Origin of the sequence: Sporosarcina soli (assembly GCF_042655805.1) — a bacterium.
In the GTDB taxonomy this organism is placed as follows: domain Bacteria; phylum Bacillota; class Bacilli; order Bacillales_A; family Planococcaceae; genus Sporosarcina; species Sporosarcina soli.
The window spans coordinates 66,386-85,416 of the sequence record NZ_JBHSNO010000003.1; the positions used below are offsets into that span (position 1 = coordinate 66,386).

The window sequence follows — 19,031 nt, forward strand, 5'->3', positions numbered from 1 at the left end:
TTGAAGTGAAACGCAAGTTAACGGAAATCGCCGGGTGGCTACAAGCAAAAGGGCAACGAATGGAAGATGTGACGGTGACGGGCGTGTCGATCGATTCCCGTACAGTGAAGAAAGGCGACTTATTCATCCCGTTTCGGGGTGAACAAGTGAACGGACATCAGTATGTGGAACGTGCGATTGCCAATGGTGCATTCGCATCGCTCTGGCTGACAGATGAGCCGAATCCCCCTGCTGATGTGCCACTTCTTTTTGTAGAAGATTCTGAGTTGGCTCTCCAATCGATGGCGCGTGCCTATCGGGACGAATTGCAATGTAAAATCATTGGGATTACCGGATCCAACGGGAAGACATCGACAAAGGATTTGGTAGCAAGTGTCCTCGGTCCTTCTTTCGACGTGCGGAAAACAGAAGGGAACTTCAACAATGAACTCGGATTGCCGCTAACGATGTTGTCGCTTGAAGAAGAGACGGAGTTTGCCGTGCTAGAAATGGGTATGAGCGGTTTTGGAGAAATCTCCTTTTTATCCAAATTGGCCAAACCGCATTACGTTGTCATCACGAACATCGGGGAAGCCCATATGCAAGATCTTGGATCACGTGAGGGGATCGCCAAAGCAAAGTTTGAAATTATCGACGGCTTACAGCAAGGTGGTCAATTGTATTACGACGGGGACGAACCGTTGCTCCGTTCGCTTGTAGAGCAACATCCTGGTTTGCAGGCAATCGCATTCGGTTATGGCAAAGAGAACGATCTCGTGCTAGAAGCGATAGAAACAGGCGATGAAGGAAGCCGTTTCACAGTGGCCGGTTTGCTGACAGGGGACTATTCAATCCCGGTATACGGGACACATCAAGTGAAAAATGCGCTAGCCGCTTTGCTGTTGGCAAAAGAAGTTGCTGTTTCAGAAGAGACGATTTGTGCAGCGCTTCGCGGAGCAAAGTTGACGGATATGCGCATGCAACCGGTTGTGACAGCAGATGGTTCGTTATTTATTAATGACGCCTACAACGCGGCACCGACATCGATGCGCGCGGCGCTTGATTTCATAGATGATACACAATTGCGTAAGGAAAAATGGCTTGTCCTTGGTGATATGCTTGAACTCGGAGAAGACGAACAGCGTTATCATGTGGAGTTGGCCGAACGAATTTTGCCAATGGACTTAAAAGGGATCCTCCTCTACGGTTCTCGCATGAAATGGTTGTATGATGAGCTGCAGAAGCGAGGGACGACTGCCCGTCTTGTTTGGTCGGAGAACGACTACGCCCCACTTGTGAAAGTGTTGCACACATTTGCAGGCAAAGATTCGATTGTCTTATTAAAAGGTTCCAGAGGGATGGCGCTTGAGCATGTGTTAAATGCGATCACAGGCGAGGCTGATAAAGAATGAAAACCGGTGTGCTCTTCATACACGGATTTACAGGTGGTCCGTTTGAAGTTCGCCCGCTTGTCAATTATGTGAGGAGTAAAACGGATTGGTTGATTTCCGTTCCGACGCTCCCCGGTCATGGTGTCAAGTTGGAACTTCACAAAGCTTCGGCGAACACATGGCTGATGGAGGCAGAACTCGCAATTCGAAAGTTGACACAACAAGTCGACCGCGTCATCGTGGTCGGCTTTTCAATGGGCGGACTGATTGCCATGTATCTTGCATTACGCTATAAAGTCGATAAGCTCGTGCTGTTAAGTGCAGCCGCTAAATACATTAGCCCCCGCATTCTTTTAGGGGATCTGGGCATCCTATTGACCGAGTCAATCCGGAAAAAGTATCCCCCGAATACGTTTTATCATTTGTACGATTATAAATTAACTCATACGCCTTTCCGCGCCACGCTTGAATTTTTACGCATCGTCAAAACCGTAGAACCTTACTATGAACAGATTCAGGCACCCGTATGCATCGTCCAAGGCATGAAGGACGGCATCGTCCCATTTTCCGCAGCCGAACATCTATACAAAAAGATCGGTTCCGAAAAAAAGGTATTCATAAAATCACCCTTTGGGAAGCATCATATATGTTATAGCAATGATTGTGACAATTGGTTCCATGAAGTGTTAGCGTTCATGCAAGAAAACTGATTATTACTACTTAAGCGGATTGATTGCAGACTTATTCTGGGCATGGTACACTGTGATGAGCATTGGATACATTTACACGGGAACTCTTCAATTATTGAAGGGTACTTTTTTTTGAATATACCGGTTTGATCATCTGATTTGGACTTCTGTCCGTTGACCGAACCGCTCGGCAAAGACCGGGCTTTCCTTTTCAACCATAACCTCTACTTTAGAGAATGCAAAATATCGGAAACGTTCCCTCATTAACACAACAGGCTCGAATTTGCCGCGCCTTCATTTGCAAATGTAACCAATTGTCAAATGAAAAAACAAAGGAGATTGAACAGTTTGACTAATTTTTCAGAATTGAATATCAGTGAATCAACACAGCGTTCTTTAAGCCGTATGGGGTTTGAGGAAGCGACACCTATCCAGGAAGGTACGGTTAGGTTCGGAATGGAAGGCCGCGATATTATCGGTCAAGCACAGACAGGTACAGGGAAAACGGCAGCGTTCGGTATTCCGATCATCGAAAAAATCGACACGAAAAATCCAGCGGTCCAAGCGCTGATCATTGCACCAACACGCGAATTGGCGATCCAAGTTTCAGAAGAGATTTACCGTATCGGTTACGATAAACGCGCACGTATCCTTTCCGTTTATGGCGGACAGGAAATCGGACGCCAGATCCGCGCATTGCGCAACAATCCACAAATCGTTGTCGGAACACCGGGACGTATTCTTGACCATATTAAACGCAGAACATTGAAATTGGATGGCGTACAGACACTCGTTCTGGACGAAGCAGATGAAATGTTGAACATGGGCTTCATCGAAGACATCAACACAATCATGGCGAGCGTTCCAGCTGAGCGCCAAACGCTTCTATTTTCAGCGACAATGCCTGGACCAATCCGTAAAATCGCGGAAACGTTCATGCAAAATCCAGAAATCGTTAAAATCAAGTCAAAAGAAATGACTGTTGAAAATATTGATCAATATTTCATCAAAGCGCATGAGCGTGAGAAATTCGATATCCTTTCACGTATTTTGAATGTGCACCAGCCTGAACTGGCAATCGTATTCGGTCGTACAAAACGCCGGGTTGACGAACTTTCCCATGCACTTAGCATCCGTGGTTACATCGCGGAAGGGATCCATGGTGATTTGACACAAGCGAAACGGATGTCCGTACTTCGTCAATTCAAGGAAAATAAAATCGATATTCTTGTCGCAACAGATGTTGCTGCACGTGGACTTGATATTTCAGGTGTCACACATGTGTATAACTTCGATATTCCACAAGATCCAGAAAGCTATGTTCACCGAATCGGTCGAACTGGTCGGGCTGGAAAAAGCGGTATGGCGGTTACATTCGTCACGCCACGTGAAATGGGTTACTTGCGCATCGTTGAAGAAACAACTAAAAAGCGCATGACACCGATGAATCCACCATCTTCGGATGAAGCATTGCTCGGTCAGCAACGCTTGGCGGTTGAACAGCTTGTGGAAATCATGGGTAAAAACGAATTGAGCGATTACAAACAGTTTGCAAGCGAATTGCTTGAAAAATACGAGGCGACAGACTTGGTAGCAGCTGCGATTCGTTCATTGACACGCGAACCGAACGATACACCGGTTACCATTACAGAGGAGCGCCCATTACCGGCACGCAGAAGTTCTTCCCGTAGTGGTGGCGGCTACAAAGGAAACCGTAGCGGCGGCCGTTCATATGGCGGTGGACGTGGGTACGGAAGCGGTGGTTCACGCCGCAGCGGTGGACGTGACGGTTCAAGAAGAGATAGCGGCCGTTCACGCTACAGCAGATCAGAAAAATAAACAATACGAAAGAAGTCGGGGTAATAGTACCCGGCTTTTTTCTTCGTCTAGACTCCGGGCATCAGGCGCCCTGTACTTTTGTTCTTTGGCTATCGAGAAAAGTTGAAACATTTCCTTCGTTGAATCGTATAGAATAGAGTTAATGGAAAGAGGTGTTTGGATGAGAGCGGAACCGTTGAACCGAATATCGGAAAAAGGACTGAAGGTTTGGAGATTATATGGAAGTATACAAACAGCTATCATTCTGTTGTTAGCGATAGGCGCTGGTGTGTTGGCTTATATTTTTGATTGGCCTTGGTGGATTTATGCGATCGCTTCAGCAGTTGTCATTTTATTTGCGTATTTTTTTATCTATTTATTTCCTAAAGTGAGATGGATGCGCTGGCGCTATGAAGTGCGCGAATCGGAAATCGAATTGCAACATGGGCTATTTATAGTGACCCGGACATTGATTCCGATGGTGCGTGTCCAACACGTCGATACGGCACAGGGCCCGATCCTTCGTAAATACGATCTTTCTGAAATCACCATTTCAACCGCTGCAACGACACATACAATCCCTGCACTCGTATCGGAGGAGGCAGATGAGATGAGAAGTCGCATTTCGGTGCTTGCAAGGGTGGCGGAAGATGATGTCTAAGACGCGTTATCAATTGCATTGGATCACTGCATTGATCGAAGTGCTGAAAACGGCGAAGGAAGCGATCATACCACTAGTTGTTCTTCTTTTCGCGAACGGATTCAATGATACAGGGAAATGGTATTTGGATTATTTGACATTCATGATTTTTGGTGTTTTGATGATTGCACTTTTCATCTCGGGCATCATTAAGTGGAAACGTTTTGAATACTGGTTTGAAGAGGATGAGCTTCGGATTGAATATGGCTTGTTTGTGAAAAAGAAGCGCTATATTCCATTCGACCGGATTCAAAGCCTTGATTATACGGAAGGTATTTTACATCGGCCTTTCAAGCTTGTGAAAGTGAAAGTGGAAACAGCAGGCGGTTCAACGTCCAAAAAAGCGGAGGCGGAACTGACTGCCATTACAAGAGAAGCAGCGAATTGGATTGAATATGAACTGACAGAGGCTAAAAATAGAAAAAAAGCTTTACCATCTGAGGATGGGGCTTTCGATGGCGAGCATTTCATCGAGGAAGAGCCACAGGCAAAGCTGGTTTTTAAGATGACGCCGAAAGACTTGATTCTATTAGCGACAACTTCCGGAGGGATCGGCATCATTCTTTCCGGGGTAGGGGTTTTCTTATCGCAATTTGCGGAACTGATACCGTTTGACCGGATGTATGAAGAAGTATCATCCTTCATCCGATTCGGGGTATTGCTTATCGCATTAATCATCTTTCTCGGATTTGTCCTCGTATGGGGACTATCGGTTGCGATGACGTTCCTCTCTTATTATGGCTTCACCGTTTCGCTAGATGAACAAGATGTCGTCATTACGCGCGGTTTGCTTGAAAAGAAACGGATGACTGTACCTCTGAACCGGGTGCAAAGTGTACGCATTATCGAAAATCCATTCAGGCAATTATTCGGCTATGCAACTGTAGCCATTGACAGTGCAGGTAGTGGAGGTGCTGAAGGAGCGAAAATCATTCTTTTTCCGCTCGTGAAAAAGAAGCGTATTCAAGCACCTTTGAAAGAGATATTTCCCGAGCTAATTTTGGATGAGCCAATCAAAAAGCTCCCGTCACGAGGCAAACATTTTTTCTACCGGATCGATTTCCTGTGGATGACTCCGGTCGTTGGGGCATTGATTTACTTTTTCTTCCCCTATGGTCTTTTTTCGTTATTGATCATTCCGGTCATCATCCTTTTCGGTTTGTGGCAACACCGCTCCGCAGCATTCGATTTGAATGGGAACCAATTGACGATGCGTTTTAGGGGATTCAGTTTACAAACGGCTTACTTGACGAAGAAAAGAATCCAATCAATGAAAATGAAGCGAAACTATTTCCAGAAGCGCAAAGATGTAGCGACAATAGCTGCGAGCGTCAAATCCGGGATGGGGGTCTTTGAAGCGCAGATTCCCCATATGGATGAAACGGAAGCTGAACGGATTTTGGCGTGGTATGGAAAGAATGTGAACGATAGCACGTCGATTGTACAAGATGAGGATGATTAAAAAAGGACAGAGGGGAGTCGCCCTTCTGTCCTATCTTTTTCTTTTAGTACCTTATGTTTTTGGTCTTCGCCAACTGACAATCCGCTTCGGATGGAAATAGCTAAGTCCAATTAGAAATCCGACGATCATTCCGACGATATGTGCAGTCGTGTTAATATTTGGTTGTAAGTATGTCATGATGATGCTGATAATAATGATCGGCACAATGATTTGTCTGAGCTGGGGCAAGATATGTTTTGTGTAATAAACAAGCGCCCCGAATGCCCCTAGAATCCCAAAAATGGCTCCACTTGCGCCAACGCTTCGATATCCCGGATCTTGCAGGAAAAATGTCGCGATGTTCCCGAAAATTCCAGAGAGCAAGTAAATGGTGAGAAAGCGCGCCTTCCCTGCAATTTTCTCAAGTTCCGGTCCGAAAAGATACAAGGAGAACATATTGAACAGTAGATGCATAATGCCGTTGTGCAAAAACATCGGTGTGAACAATCGCCACCACTCTCCGGCAGATATCAAATAATTGACACCCATACCGGCAAGATAGATTTGGTTTCCGATGAATGGGATGTAGGTCAATACAAAGATGAGAATATTCAACGCAAGGAAGAATGTGACAACTGGGTAAAGACGGATATATTGCGAAAAGTTTTCTGTGCGGCTAAACATTTTTTCACCTCAATCTGTTAGGCCTATTATACATTTTTTTTCGGCAACTTGGAAAGGAAGATGCAAATTGATAGCAGGAATTGGACTTGATATTGTGGAATTGAATCGTATCGCCCAATTGGATAGTAGATCACCGAAATTCCGTTTCAGAATACTTACCGAGCAAGAACTGGAGATCTATGAGGTGCTTTCATCACAGCGCCGGATAGAATTCCTTGCGGGACGTTTTGCGGGGAAAGAGGCTTTCTCCAAAGCGAAAGGAACAGGCATTGGTGCGGAGTGCAACTTTACAGATATCAGCATCTTACCGGCGGAGAGTGGCAAGCCGCTTATCTACTTCAAAGGCGAAGAAGTCGCAGGACATATTTCTATCACGCATACGAAGACGGTTGCAGCAGCTCAAGTGATCCTCCTTGCATAATTGTTCGTCCTTTCTCATATGATGACCTACCTGATTGAAATGAGAAAGGATGAACTGTATGCGTAGCCGGATAATTGCTTTTATGTTAGTTGCAGTCATGGTAATCCTTGCAGCTTGTGGAGCACCAACGAAAGAGGACGTCATGAAGAAACTCAGTGGAAAATGGAATGATACGAAAGGGTATGAGCTGACCGCCACAATGGAGATCAAGACAGGAGCAGAACCGCGCATGTATGATGTTGAAGTCTGGCATACGAAGCCTCAATTTTATCGTGTCAATGTTTCACAAGCGGGTAGCAAGGAGTCGCAGATGATCGTACGCAATGATGAAGGGGTTTTCGTCATTACACCATCGCTTGGCAAGACGTATAAGTTCCAAAGTGATTGGCCTGCACAAAACAGTCAGGGGTATTTGATCGGTGCTTTGCATGATGATATCAAGGCGGACGAGAACGCAACAATGATCGAAGAAGACAAAGAGTATATTTTTGAAACCGCCACACAAAATAATCATAAGAAAGTACTTCCGACTCAAAGAATTCATATCGACAAAAAATCTTTGTTGCCTAAATATGTTTCTGTTCTAGATGAAAATAGTGAAGAGAAGATTCGGATTACATTCAAACAGATTACGCTCGGTAAAGAACGAAAAGCGGCAGAGTATAACGTGGACATGGAAAATTCGAATGTAGGAAGTGAACCGAAGTCAGAAGAAAATGGTGAGACAGGGCTAAGAACCTATTATCCAACAGTCGCATGGGAAGGACTTGTGCTGGAAGATGAAGAAGTGATGACAACGGAAAACGGCACACGTTCATTCATGACTTTCGGTGGAGAAAAAGAATTTGTACTGATCCAAGAACCAGCTGTAAGGTCTGAGAACAAACTACCGGTTTCCGTCGAAGGAGACCCGGTGGACCTAGGCTTTACAATTGGGGCAATTACGGAAAACTCTTTACGTTGGGAAAGTGAAGGGATCTCCTTTTTCATCGCATCTGACAAACTGACGCAGGATGAAATGATCGAAGTGGCTGCATCGATGAAAGAAGAAGAAATGAAGTAAAGGAAATAAATGAAATAAATGAAATAAATGGATTGACGAATGATGGGAAGGAGACTGATAATAGAGGGACTACTCAGAAAATGGGGCTTGAAGATGGAACAATATACTTACTATCGACCGACACAAGTGACAATTGATTTGGAGGCAATTCGAAACAATGTCCGGAATTTAAAAAAATATGGAATCGTTTCTGGTGGAGTGATTGCAGTCGTTAAGGCGGATGGCTATGGACATGGAGATGTTGAAGTAGCCGCCGCCGCTTTAGAAGCGGGTGCAGTGATGGTGTCTGTTGCAACACCGGATGAGGCGATAAGGCTTCGGTCGAAAGGGATCAATGGGGATATTCTGGTCATGGGGCCGTCCCCGATCACTTTCGCGAAGAAAGCTGCTGAACTAGGGATTACGCTGATGGTAGCGGAGGTAGGATGGCTTCGACAAGTTCTGGACGAGAGTGCGGAATTTGAAAAACAGTTGAAAATTCATGTAAAGATTGACAGTGGGATGGGTAGAATTGGGCTAAGGGATGCAGGCGCACTTCAAGCCCTCATTTCACTTGTCGAATGTTCGGATCAGTTTGTGTTGGATGGTATTTTCACCCATTTCTCTTGCGCAGATGAAGACAGGCCTTATAGGACGGAAGAACAGTTCAAATTGTTTATGGAACTCGTTCGGATGTTGCCTGAAAAACCACGGCTTGTTCATGCATCAAACAGTGCGGCAACCCTTCTTTACCCGCAGTTTCAACTGGACGCGGTTCGGTTTGGAATCGGGCTCTATGGCATAGCCCCTTCTGAGTTTGTAGAAGGGCAGTTGTCGTTCCGTCTTGAAAAAGCGATGTCGATTGAAAGTGAGCTTGCATTTGTGAAAAAGGTGGAAGCTAATACTGCAATTAGTTATGGCGGGACGTATGAAACGAAAGCTGCTGAATGGATCGGGACCATCCCGATTGGCTATGCCGATGGTTTGAAACGTGGATTGCGCGGTCAGGAAGTGCTTATTGGTGGCGAAAGAATGCCGATCATCGGAACCATTTGCATGGATCAGTGCATGGTGAAGTTACCTCGTGAAATGAGTATTGGAGAAAAGGTGGTGTTAATCGGTCGCCAAGGAGAAGAAGAAATACGGTTGGAAGAGTGGGCGAAGCGCCTCGACACAATTCCATATGAAATTGCAGTCTCGATCGGGAGGCGTATTCCGAGAATATATACGGGAAAAGAAAGACAGCACACATAATATCCGCACTTTCGACAAAAACAGTTGCAATATTGCAGAAACCTGTCAATAATATCCCTTCTATGTCTTCTCATTGCACACATTCAATGGTAAGATGAACATGTATTGAAATGAGGGAACGGGTTTGTCGGAGGTGCTGACGTTGCGTGCAAATAAGAACATGAAAGAAGTCATTGTTAAAATTCCGAAACGAATGCTGAATGAAAATGAACACACGGTCGTCCATCAGGAGCCGGAACGTGGCGAATTTGTATACATTTCGACAAAGCGATACGTAACCGATTATGAGTCGAATAACATTCGAGAAGAAATGATGAAAGGTTATATCGAAATGTCGCAAATCAATTTAAAAATCGCCATGGAATGCTTGCATGTAGATATTGAAGCCCAGCATACGGTGGAACGTCTCGTAAGCGGAGGATGAAAATTTGGCAATAAAACGTGGAGACGTCTTTTTTGCAGATCTGTCACCTGTTGTCGGTTCAGAACAGGGGGGCACAAGACCGGTTCTTGTCATTCAAAATGATATTGGAAATCGGTTTAGCCCAACAGTGATCATTGCGGCAATCACCGCACAAATTCAAAAAGCAAAATTGCCTACACATGTTGAAATTGATGCGGCACGCTATGGCTTCGAGCGGGATTCGGTTATCCTGCTCGAACAAGTCCGCACGATTGACAAGTCAAGGCTTACAGATAAAATCACACATCTAGACGAATATTTGATGGAAAAAGTCGACGAAGCACTTGAAGTGAGCTTCGGACTCGTCAAATTCTGAGCATACATATTCGAAAAACACCACAGCCTGAAAAAGATTGTGGTGTTTTTCAATTATTCGACAAAAATAGTGTGTAATATCCTTTTTTTCGTTACAATGAGAACAAGAAAAGTATAAATGCTTAAGGAGGCTCATCGGAACAATCATGAATATTCGAATGGCAGAAAGTATAAATAAGAATCTTCCTACAATTATTGAGCGTTGGGAAGCACGCATGAAAGAAGAGAAGGGAGAGAAATTTTTTCAATTCATGCCCGAGCCACTCGTGGAAAAGACAAGCAAGGAATTTGCTTCTCTTATGACCTCGAACATTTCAGAAACAAATGATATTGATACAGCACAGCTCAATGATTTCGCAGAAAAAGTTGTCCGCTTCGGTTGGTCCATTAAATTTGTCAATAAAGCGATCGATCACTTCTCGAAGACCGCTTTTGAATTGCTGGAGGAAAAAGGATTTATTGATCAAAGCAATTTACGAAGCTATATGACAGTTTTCGATAATTGGATTCTTCCCCTTCGTGAAAGTATTATAGAAGCATATGCGATGGAATGGGAACGGACAGTGAACTTACAGAAAATTGCTTTGCAGGAACTTTCCGCTTCTTTGATCCCGGTTGTTGATAAGATTTCGATTATGCCGCTTGTCGGTACGATCGATACGGAACGAGCGAAATTGATCATGGAAAATTTACTGGAAGGTGTGGTCAAACAACGCGCTGAAGTTGTGTTGCTCGATATTACTGGAGTCCCGGTCGTCGATACGATGGTTGCCCATCATATCATTCAAGCAGCGGATGCCGTCCGGCTTGTCGGGGCAAAATGTATGCTTGTCGGTATCCGTCCGGAAATTGCCCAAACCATTGTTACATTAGGCATCAACTTAAGTGACTTCACAACAACGAGCACGTTGCAACGGGGGATGCAGGAAGCACTGGGGCTAACGAACCGAACCATAGTGGAGGTTGAATAGCGATGAGTTTAAGAATTCCAATTTTAAAACTAAATGACACGTTAATCGTATCCATTCAATGGGAATTGGATGATCAAACTGCACTCCAATTCCAAGAGGATCTTTTGAAGAAAATGCATGAAACGAATGCGCGAGGTGTCTTAATTGATTTAACGCCAATCGATTTCATCGACTCATTTATTGCCAAAGTATTAGGGGATGTGATTAGCATGTCCCGATTGATGGGTGCGAAAGTGGTCATCACTGGTATACAGCCAGCAGTTGCAATTACACTTATTGAACTTGGAATCCGTCTGGAGGATGTTTTGACAGCGCTCGATCTAGAAAACGGGTTGGACAAACTTCAACAAGAATTGGAGGCCTGACTATGGAGTACCGGTCTTCTGTAGATATTCACTCGGAATGGGATATTGTTGCTGCGCGACAACTTGGGAGGAACGAAGCTAAGAAATCGGGCTTCGGAACAGTCGATCAGGCACGTATTACAACAGCGATCAGTGAATTGGCCCGTAATATATACTTATATGCGGGCAAAGGAAAGATAGAGATTGAAAGGCATACTGGAAATGGCTTAAGAGGAATTACGATCATTGCATCGGACAGCGGCCCGGGAATTCCGGATATTCGTAAAGTAATGGAAGACGGGTTTTCGACGTCCGGCGGGTTGGGTGCTGGGATGCCAGGTGTAAAAAGGTTGATGGACGAATTCAAAGTGGACACGGAAGCCGGGGTAGGAACGATCATTACCGCCACGAAATGGCTCCGTTGAGGGGGTGTGAGAGGATGCCTCGAATTGTGGGCAAAGAGTATAAAGATTTATTAAAGAGATATATAACCAGCCAAAATGAGGAAAATCTTTATTTTGGCCAGCAGTTCAGCAGGGAGTTTATCGAAAAAGAGATCTCTCCTGAAGAAGTGATCAGCATTCATAAAAATGCGTTGGTTGACGTATTTCCAGATGTGCCCGATAAAGTATTACATTCATTTGATTTCTTAATCGAGATGATGATCCATTACGGTCTCGCGTTAAGAGAACACCAAAGCTTAATCCGCAAACAGGAAGAAATACAAATGGAAATGAATGTAGCGGCAAAAGTGCAAGATACGCTATTGAAAACAAAGAAACCCGACTTTAAAGAGTTGGATATCGGGTTTGTCACCGAGCCGGCTAAAAAAATAAACGGGGATTATATCTATTTTTTGAATGATAATTGCAGCGAAGCGAGCGTAGCTGTGGCAGACGTGATGGGCAAAGGGATTCCGGCGGCACTGTGCATGTCCATGATCAAGTTCGGAATGGATAGTTTACGAAATGAAAATACAAGTCCGTGCAATGCGCTAGATATTGTGAACAGAATTGTAGAGAAAAGCGTAGATGATTCGATGTTTATTTCCATGTTCTACGGGAAGTATGATGCTAGGGATGCTAGTTTTTCCTATGCTTCTGCAGGGCATGAACCGGCCCTCCATTATAAAGCGTCAGAAGGCAAGTTTGTGGAGTTGAATGCAAAAGGATTGCTTCTTGGTGTTCATAAGGACGTTGAATACGAAGAGAAATCTGTCATTCTAGAAGAAGGCGACTTTATTGCGATGATGACAGATGGAGTCACGGAAATCCGTACAAAACAAGGTTTTATCGATGAGGAAATCATCCAGTCAATCATGCTGGAAGTGAAGGAACGCTCTGCCCAAACGATTGCGGAAACGGTATACGAGAGGCTTTCTCAACTGCAAGATTTTCAACTGCGAGATGACTTTACAATTGTCATCTTTAAAAAAGAGTAAAAAAAGGTTTCACATTATGAGTAGCGGGTATATATCCTATTAGCACGTTTTTGAAATTAGAGAAATTCGGGGTGTGAGAATATGAATATACAAGTACAGTTGTTGGAAGAAAATAGTGTTAGACGATTTAAGATTGTTGGAGAAATCGATGCGTTTACGGCACCGATCTTAAAGGAACGTCTTGCATCTGCGGAGAAAGAGCAAGGTCTGAAGGCGGAATTGGATCTTTCTGATGTGGATTATATGGATAGTACGGGACTTGGCGTTTTTGTTGGCTTTTACAAAACGATCAAGTCAAATGGAGGCCAACTAAAAATTACAGGGGTAAATAGACGACTGAAAAGGCTGTTTGAAATCACAGGTTTGGACGAGGTCATGGATATAGAAACAGGTGAAGGTGGGGACAATGATGCAACTGTATGACTACATTGAAATCAAGGTTCCCGCGAAAGCGCAGTACGTTGGCGTCGCACGGCTGACGATTTCTGGACTCGCAAGCCGTCTCGGGTTTACTTATGATGAAATTGAAGACTTGAAGATCGCTTCAAGTGAAGCGATCACCAATGCCGTTCAACATGCTTACAAAGATGATGAACAAGGTGAAGTTATAGTCGGTTGCGCGCTTTACGAAGATCGCTTGGAAATCATGGTTGCAGATCATGGGAAAAGCTTCGATTTTGAGGAGACGAAGAAGTGCGTCGGCCCTTATAACGAAAAAGAAGAAGCTCGTTTTCTAAGGGAGGGTGGTTTAGGTCTTTATTTAATGGAGACACTGATGGATGATGTGAAAGTTCATCATGAGGAGGGTGTAACGGTCTTTATGACCAAATATCTCGGCGGAGAGCGAGGGGATGAGGATGTCGAGAGAACAATCTCATCGTGAATCGGGGACGAAAGAACAAGTTCTCCAATGGATTAAGCAGTATCAGGAAACGAATGATGAGGAAGCGCAAACCAATTTAGTACTACACTATGAACGTCTTGTCCAGTCAATTGCACGAAAATATTCCAACGGCAAACCATATCATGAAGATATTGTGCAAGTCGGCATGCTTGGCTTACTTGGAGCAATCCGTCGCTATAATCCCGAATTCGGGAGAAGTTTTGAAGCGTTTGCTGTGCCGACGATCATCGGAGAAATCAAACGCTTTCTTCGTGATAAAACATGGGCTGTCCATGTGCCGAGACGCATTAAAGAACTGGGGCCTAAAATCAAAACAGCTGTTGAAACATTGACGACCGAGTTGGAACGATCCCCAATGGTTAGCGAAATCGCTGAATTTTTGGGAGTGGATGAAGAACTGGTCCTTGAATCGATGGAGATGGGGAGAAGTTACCAAGCCCTTTCCATGGATCATACTTTGGAAGCTGACTCAGAAGGTGGAACGGTCACATTGTTTGATATTATCGGTAATACGGATGATGGCTTTGAGAAGACTGATCAGCGCATGCTTGTAGCGGAAGCGCTCAACGTGCTATCAGAACGGGAAAAGCAGATCATCCAATATACATATATCGAACAGTTGAGCCAAAAAGAAGCGGGAGAGAGACTAGGAATCTCTCAAATGCATGTTTCACGATTACAGCGTAAAGCGATTAAGAAATTGCAGCAAGTGATTTTGGCGGCCGGTGGTGTATCATAGTGAACTCAATTATAAATGAACATGTTGAGGTGTACGTTTATCAGGAAGCTAAACAAGGGAATAGAGAATCCGGAGACACCTATTTTATGCATACTGCAGAAGATTATTTCATCTGTGCCATAGCGGATGGTTTGGGCAACGGACCAATTGCACGGCAATCTGCCCAAATTGTCCCGAAGGTATTGGCGGAGTATCATGATGAAACGCTCGATGAATTACTCAGCCGTTGCAACGAACATATGGTTCAAAAACGGGGGGCGGCAGTTGCAATTGTGAAAGTGGATTACAAGCGGAAAATGATTCAATATAGCTGTGTAGGGAATGTCCGTTTTTATCTCCTTCAGAATGGAGGGAAGATGGTCTATCCTTTACCGGTAATGGGTTATCTGTCCGGCAGACCGCAAAGGTTGAAAACGCAAGAATATCCCTATCGGAAAGGCGATCTGTTTTTCCTGCATTCCGACGGAGTTACATTGAAAAGCCCTAAAGCTTCATTGATGAATAGTTGTGGTCCATATGAGTTATATAAAAAAGTATTACAAACGCTAGAACGCGGCGATGACGCGACCTTCATCGCTGGTAGCCTACTTCTGTAAAATGGGGTGGGTTTTTTTATTTGGACATAAATAACTATTTTTCCATCGCAAGAAGGCATTTTCTTCGCCTATGTTAAAATGTAAACAGTAAAGAAAGGGTGATTCAATTGACAAGCCATATCGTTGAAGCCGTTGCGGGCAGAGCGGCGATTAGCAAACAGCAAACGGAAAAAGTGATTGCGCTCTTAGATCAGGGGAACACAGTACCCTTCATCGCTCGATATCGAAAAGAAGAGACAGGTTCACTGGATGAAGTGCAAATTAAAGCCATTGAAGATGCTTATAGTTATGTAAAGGGTCTTGAACAGCGAAAAGAAGAAGTTATTCGCCTGATAGACGAACAAGGAAAACTCGATGACGAATTAAAAAAAGCAATTGAAAGTGCAACAGTACTTCAAAGGATAGAAGATCTCTATCGACCGTTTAAACAAAAAAGACGGACGAGGGCCATGGTTGCGATTGAAAGTGGTCTTGAACCGCTTGCAAACGAACTGCTAAAGCTTTCCTCATCTGTGCCTGAGGAATTTGCCAAGCCCTTTATCAATGAAGAAGCCACTATTCACTCGGTCGAAGAAGCACTTGCCGGAGCGCGCGACATCATTGCTGAACGATTTGCCGATGATGCTGCACTTCGAGAGGATATCCGGAAAAAAACATGGGCTGACGGGACAATTATTTCTGCCATTCGAAAAGGGGCGGAAGACGAACGTGGTGTGTATGGGAATTACTATGAATATGAAGAGCCGTTGAAAAAAATCGTCCCGCACCGGGTGCTTGCGTTGAACCGCGGAGAAAAGGAAGAAATTCTACGTGTTGGGGTTTCTTTCCCGACAGAACGCATTATCGGAGGACTCGAACGTCAGTTGATCCGAAAACCACATTCCCCTTCTGCCGTACATCTAAAAGAGGCAATAGAAGATGCGTTTAAACGATTGTTAGCACCATCAATCGAGCGGGAAATAAGAACAGCCTTAACTGAAAAGGCCGAGGAACAAGCAATCCATGTTTTCTCTGAAAACTTGAAAAGCCTTTTGTTACAACCTCCTTTAAAAGGAAAAGTTGTCTTAGGAGTGGACCCTGCATTTAGGACAGGCTGTAAGCTAGCGGTCGTGGATGAGACAGGAAAATTACTTGAGATATCCGTCATTTACCCACATCCGCCTAAACCTGAAAAAGAGAAATCAAAGCGACTTATTTTGGACTTGTTGAAAAAGTATCCGATTGGAATTATCGCGATTGGAAATGGGACGGCCTCCCGTGAGACAGAATTATTTATCGCTGACTGTTTGAAAGAAGCACCGGGCGGTATTTCGTATGTCATTGTTAACGAAGCAGGGGCGAGTGTTTATTCGGCATCTGCACAGGCACGAGAGGAATTTCCAGATCTTCAAGTTGAGCAGCGGAGCGCGGTTTCCATTGCCAGACGATTACAGGATCCTTTGTCGGAACTAGTGAAAATCGATCCCGGCTCGGTTGGCGTCGGTCAATACCAACATGATGTTGCCAAAAAACGATTATCTGAATCCCTTACATTTGTCGTTGAAACAGCCGTAAACCGAGTTGGTGTAAACGTGAATACGGCATCCTCCTCCCTTCTTCAGTATGTAGCGGGGCTTTCGAAAACGGTTGCGGAAAATATCGTGAAAAGTCGTGAAGAAAAGGGTCTATTTACGAAAAGGACGGAATTGAAGAAAGTACCGCGCCTTGGAGCGAAAACTTATGAACAGGCAATCGGATTTCTTCGTGTACCCGATGCAGTGAATCCGTTCGACTCCACGGGAATCCACCCGGAAAGTTATGTATTAGCTGAGCAATTACTCGGTGAGGCTGGAGTGGAAAAAACATCTATCGGAAGTAAAGAAACATCGGAAGCTTTGGCGAAGCTAGACATCAAAGTTCTATCAGAAAAATGGGATGTCGGGGAAGTGACACTCAAAGATATCGTGGAAACTTTGCAAAGACCAAATCGAGATCCTCGGGATGATTATCCACAACCGTTATTGAAGGCGGATGTACTGGATATCAAGGACTTGTATGAAGGGATGGAAATGCAAGGAACCGTCCGAAATGTTGTGGACTTTGGTGCATTTATCGATGTCGGAGTATCGGAAGATGGACTTGTCCATATTTCCAAATTGAAAAAAGGATATGTCAAACACCCTCTTGATGTTGTCGCTTCCGGAGATATCGTAACGGTTTGGGTTGAGAGTGTTGATCGGAAAAAAGGTAGGATCTCACTGACGATGTTACCGCCCAACACCAAATGATGGATCAGGTGAAGAGGTGTTGAAGTTGACGGAAGAAGAATTGGCGGGACTAATTGATAAGATTTCCCTTGAGTACTTTGGCAAACCGTTTCTCCACAAAGCCCGTTTCAATAAAAGATTAAGAACGACAGGCGGTCGCTATATGCTCGCTGATCACTCTATTGAAATCAATCCATTAGTGGTCGAAATCTATGGCATGGAAGAGTTAATCGGTGTCATAAAACACGAGCTGTGTCATTATCATCTTCATATAGAAGGAAAAGGTTATCGGCACCGGGATGCGGATTTTAAAAAGCTGTTGCATCAAACAGCATCGCCTAGATTTTGCAGACCACTCGCACAAAAAAATCAAACTCCACGAGCCATTCGTTTTTATAAGTGTACCTCTTGTGGAGCCGAGTATAAACGGAAGAGGAGAATGGATATACAAAAATATAGATGCGGCATCTGTAAAGGAACAATCGCTGAAGTATAAAATATTGAATCGTTGTCAGGCTGTTTAAACCACGGTCTGACAACGATTCAAATGTTTTTTAAAATAAATGAATGAAAAGTGTTGACGAAATACAAATGAGGCTCTATAATAGGAAAAGTCGATTAGGGAATGACAGCAATCGACAATACGAATAACTTTAAATGGCCCCTTGGTCAAGCGGTTAAGACATCGCCCTTTCACGGCGGTAACACGGGTTCGAATCCCGTAGGGGTCACCATTTACATTTTCTTTATGTAGTGTAGTTTAGATAGCATGATAATGGGGTATAGCCAAGCGGTAAGGCAACGGACTTTGACTCCGTCATTCGTTGGTTCGAATCCAGCTACCCCAGCCAATTTATTTAAATACAGAGCATTTAACAAATTTGCGGGAAGCGCTGAAGGCGGTTTGAGCAAAAAAGTACAAATGTAATCCGTGTGATTAGGATTATTTCATTCTATATGAGCAAGAGCCATTAGCTCAGTCGGTAGAGCATCTGACTTTTAATCAGAGGGTCGCAGGTTCGAATCCTGCATGGCTCACCACTTTTCCTTCAAGAAAAGTGTTGACGGATGATCAGAAATGATATACAATAAATCTTGTCGTTAAGTGACGCGGTAGTGGCGGAATGGCAGACGCGCTAGGTTGAGGGCCTAGTGGGGGTTAACCCCGTGGAGGTTCAAGTCCTCTTTACCGCACCAAAACATATTTTATTATAATGCGCCCGTAGCTCAATTGGATAGAGCGTCTGACTACGGATCAGAAGGTTATGGGTTCGACTCCTGTCGGGCGCGCCATTATTACTTTTCAAAAATGAATTTTAATGCGGGTGTAGTTTAGTGGTAAAACCTCAGCCTTCCAAGCTGATGATGAGGGTTCGATTCCCTTCACCCGCTCCATAAAATACTTTTTTAAAAAAAGTATTGACATTCGAAAAGAGAGAATGCTATACTAGAAAAGTTGTTGCCGGATAGGCGATATGAACCTTGAAAACTGAACAGCAAAACGTTAACAAATACAGTTTGTTTAACCGACTCTGTCGGGGACACAAACACAAACGAATCTTCGGATTCAAAGTCAGCAAGAAATGAGCTATT

Annotated in this window: 21 protein-coding genes and 6 tRNA genes; 26 read left to right on the forward strand and 1 reads right to left on the reverse strand. The window is 44.2% G+C overall.

Annotated features, from left to right (window positions below):
- Positions 1-5: 5 nt before the first annotated feature.
- The 5 genes from ACFPRA_RS04095 to ACFPRA_RS04115 all read left to right on the forward strand — a co-directional run bounded on the left by ACFPRA_RS04095 (position 6) and on the right by ACFPRA_RS04115 (position 6,039).
- A complete protein-coding gene (locus ACFPRA_RS04095) occupies positions 6-1,391 on the forward strand; it encodes a UDP-N-acetylmuramoyl-tripeptide--D-alanyl-D-alanine ligase (protein WP_381431050.1) in 1,386 nt (461 codons plus the stop codon).
- Positions 1,388-2,080 carry an alpha/beta hydrolase gene (locus tag ACFPRA_RS04100; RefSeq protein ID WP_381431052.1) on the forward strand — a complete coding sequence of 231 codons (693 nt, stop codon included), beginning with the start codon at positions 1,388-1,390 and terminating at the stop codon, positions 2,078-2,080. Before ACFPRA_RS04095 ends, ACFPRA_RS04100 begins: the two co-directional genes overlap by 4 nt.
- 327 nt (positions 2,081-2,407) lie before the next feature.
- Positions 2,408-3,898, forward strand: coding sequence for a degradosome RNA helicase CshA (locus ACFPRA_RS04105; protein ID WP_381431054.1), 1,491 nt, complete (start codon positions 2,408-2,410; stop codon positions 3,896-3,898).
- A gap of 160 nt (positions 3,899-4,058) precedes the next feature.
- A complete protein-coding gene (locus ACFPRA_RS04110) occupies positions 4,059-4,538 on the forward strand; it encodes a PH domain-containing protein (RefSeq protein ID WP_381431055.1) in 480 nt (159 codons plus the stop codon).
- Positions 4,528-6,039 carry a PH domain-containing protein gene (locus ACFPRA_RS04115; RefSeq protein ID WP_381431057.1) on the forward strand — a complete coding sequence of 504 codons (1,512 nt, stop codon included), beginning with the start codon at positions 4,528-4,530 and terminating at the stop codon, positions 6,037-6,039. The genes ACFPRA_RS04110 and ACFPRA_RS04115 overlap by 11 nt, the downstream gene beginning before the upstream one ends.
- Before the next feature lie 51 nt (positions 6,040-6,090).
- Here the strand turns inward: ACFPRA_RS04115 and ACFPRA_RS04120 are convergent, their stop codons facing one another.
- Positions 6,091-6,702 (reverse strand): rhomboid family intramembrane serine protease, encoded by a 612-nt coding sequence (locus ACFPRA_RS04120; protein WP_381431059.1) that lies wholly within the window; start codon positions 6,700-6,702, stop codon positions 6,091-6,093.
- 67 nt (positions 6,703-6,769) lie between these two features.
- Between ACFPRA_RS04120 and acpS the strand changes: the two genes are divergently transcribed.
- The 21 genes from acpS (at position 6,770) to ACFPRA_RS04225 (ending at position 18,833) form a co-directional block, all read left to right on the forward strand.
- The gene (acpS, locus tag ACFPRA_RS04125) at positions 6,770-7,123 is read left to right on the forward strand and encodes a holo-ACP synthase (protein WP_381431061.1); all 354 of its coding nucleotides are present in this window, start codon (positions 6,770-6,772) and stop codon (positions 7,121-7,123) included.
- Positions 7,124-7,181: 58 nt separating this feature from the next.
- The gene (locus ACFPRA_RS04130) at positions 7,182-8,186 is read left to right on the forward strand and encodes a LolA family protein (RefSeq protein ID WP_381431064.1); all 1,005 of its coding nucleotides are present in this window, start codon (positions 7,182-7,184) and stop codon (positions 8,184-8,186) included.
- Between the two features lie 93 nt (positions 8,187-8,279).
- Positions 8,280-9,419 (forward strand): alanine racemase, encoded by a 1,140-nt coding sequence (gene alr, locus ACFPRA_RS04135; RefSeq protein WP_381431066.1) that lies wholly within the window; start codon positions 8,280-8,282, stop codon positions 9,417-9,419.
- A gap of 133 nt (positions 9,420-9,552) precedes the next feature.
- A complete protein-coding gene (locus tag ACFPRA_RS04140) occupies positions 9,553-9,843 on the forward strand; it encodes a transcriptional regulator (RefSeq protein ID WP_370643088.1) in 291 nt (96 codons plus the stop codon).
- A gap of 4 nt (positions 9,844-9,847) precedes the next feature.
- Entirely contained in the window at positions 9,848-10,198 is a 351-nt protein-coding gene (locus tag ACFPRA_RS04145) for a type II toxin-antitoxin system PemK/MazF family toxin (protein WP_239391806.1), read from the forward strand.
- A 145-nt stretch (positions 10,199-10,343) separates the two neighbouring features.
- On the forward strand, positions 10,344-11,168 hold the full coding sequence (locus tag ACFPRA_RS04150) for an RsbT co-antagonist protein RsbRA (protein ID WP_381431068.1): 825 nt from the start codon (positions 10,344-10,346) through the stop codon (positions 11,166-11,168).
- A 2-nt stretch (positions 11,169-11,170) separates the two neighbouring features.
- Positions 11,171-11,533: an STAS domain-containing protein gene (locus ACFPRA_RS04155; protein ID WP_381431070.1), complete on the forward strand. Its 363-nt coding sequence runs from the start codon at positions 11,171-11,173 to the stop codon at positions 11,531-11,533.
- Between the two features lie 2 nt (positions 11,534-11,535).
- On the forward strand, positions 11,536-11,937 hold the full coding sequence (locus ACFPRA_RS04160; protein WP_239391809.1) for an anti-sigma regulatory factor: 402 nt from the start codon (positions 11,536-11,538) through the stop codon (positions 11,935-11,937).
- A gap of 14 nt (positions 11,938-11,951) precedes the next feature.
- The gene (locus tag ACFPRA_RS04165) at positions 11,952-12,953 is read left to right on the forward strand and encodes a PP2C family protein-serine/threonine phosphatase (RefSeq protein ID WP_381431073.1); all 1,002 of its coding nucleotides are present in this window, start codon (positions 11,952-11,954) and stop codon (positions 12,951-12,953) included.
- 81 nt (positions 12,954-13,034) lie between these two features.
- Entirely contained in the window at positions 13,035-13,376 is a 342-nt protein-coding gene (locus tag ACFPRA_RS04170; RefSeq protein ID WP_381431075.1) for an STAS domain-containing protein, read from the forward strand.
- Positions 13,363-13,836 (forward strand): anti-sigma B factor RsbW, encoded by a 474-nt coding sequence (rsbW, locus tag ACFPRA_RS04175; RefSeq protein ID WP_381431096.1) that lies wholly within the window; start codon positions 13,363-13,365, stop codon positions 13,834-13,836. Before ACFPRA_RS04170 ends, rsbW begins: the two co-directional genes overlap by 14 nt.
- Complete coding sequence (gene sigB / locus ACFPRA_RS04180) at positions 13,811-14,596, forward strand: RNA polymerase sigma factor SigB (RefSeq protein WP_381431077.1); 786 nt, start codon at positions 13,811-13,813, stop codon at positions 14,594-14,596. The genes rsbW and sigB overlap by 26 nt, the downstream gene beginning before the upstream one ends.
- An 86-nt stretch (positions 14,597-14,682) precedes the next feature.
- Positions 14,683-15,192, forward strand: coding sequence for a PP2C family serine/threonine-protein phosphatase (locus tag ACFPRA_RS04185; RefSeq protein ID WP_381431079.1), 510 nt, complete (start codon positions 14,683-14,685; stop codon positions 15,190-15,192).
- Between the two features lie 107 nt (positions 15,193-15,299).
- The gene (locus ACFPRA_RS04190) at positions 15,300-17,459 is read left to right on the forward strand and encodes a Tex family protein (RefSeq protein WP_381431081.1); all 2,160 of its coding nucleotides are present in this window, start codon (positions 15,300-15,302) and stop codon (positions 17,457-17,459) included.
- A gap of 25 nt (positions 17,460-17,484) precedes the next feature.
- On the forward strand, positions 17,485-17,934 hold the full coding sequence (locus tag ACFPRA_RS04195) for a SprT family protein (RefSeq protein WP_381431083.1): 450 nt from the start codon (positions 17,485-17,487) through the stop codon (positions 17,932-17,934).
- Between the two features lie 163 nt (positions 17,935-18,097).
- Positions 18,098-18,172 (forward strand) — tRNA-Glu (locus tag ACFPRA_RS04200).
- 42 nt (positions 18,173-18,214) lie between these two features.
- A tRNA-Gln gene (locus ACFPRA_RS04205) sits at positions 18,215-18,289 on the forward strand.
- Between the two features lie 114 nt (positions 18,290-18,403).
- A tRNA-Lys gene (locus ACFPRA_RS04210) sits at positions 18,404-18,479 on the forward strand.
- A 69-nt stretch (positions 18,480-18,548) separates the two neighbouring features.
- Positions 18,549-18,635, forward strand: a tRNA-Leu gene (locus tag ACFPRA_RS04215).
- A gap of 19 nt (positions 18,636-18,654) precedes the next feature.
- Positions 18,655-18,731: transfer RNA gene (locus tag ACFPRA_RS04220), tRNA-Arg, on the forward strand.
- Positions 18,732-18,759: 28 nt separating this feature from the next.
- Positions 18,760-18,833 (forward strand) — tRNA-Gly (locus ACFPRA_RS04225).
- Positions 18,834-19,031: the final 198 nt, after the last annotated feature.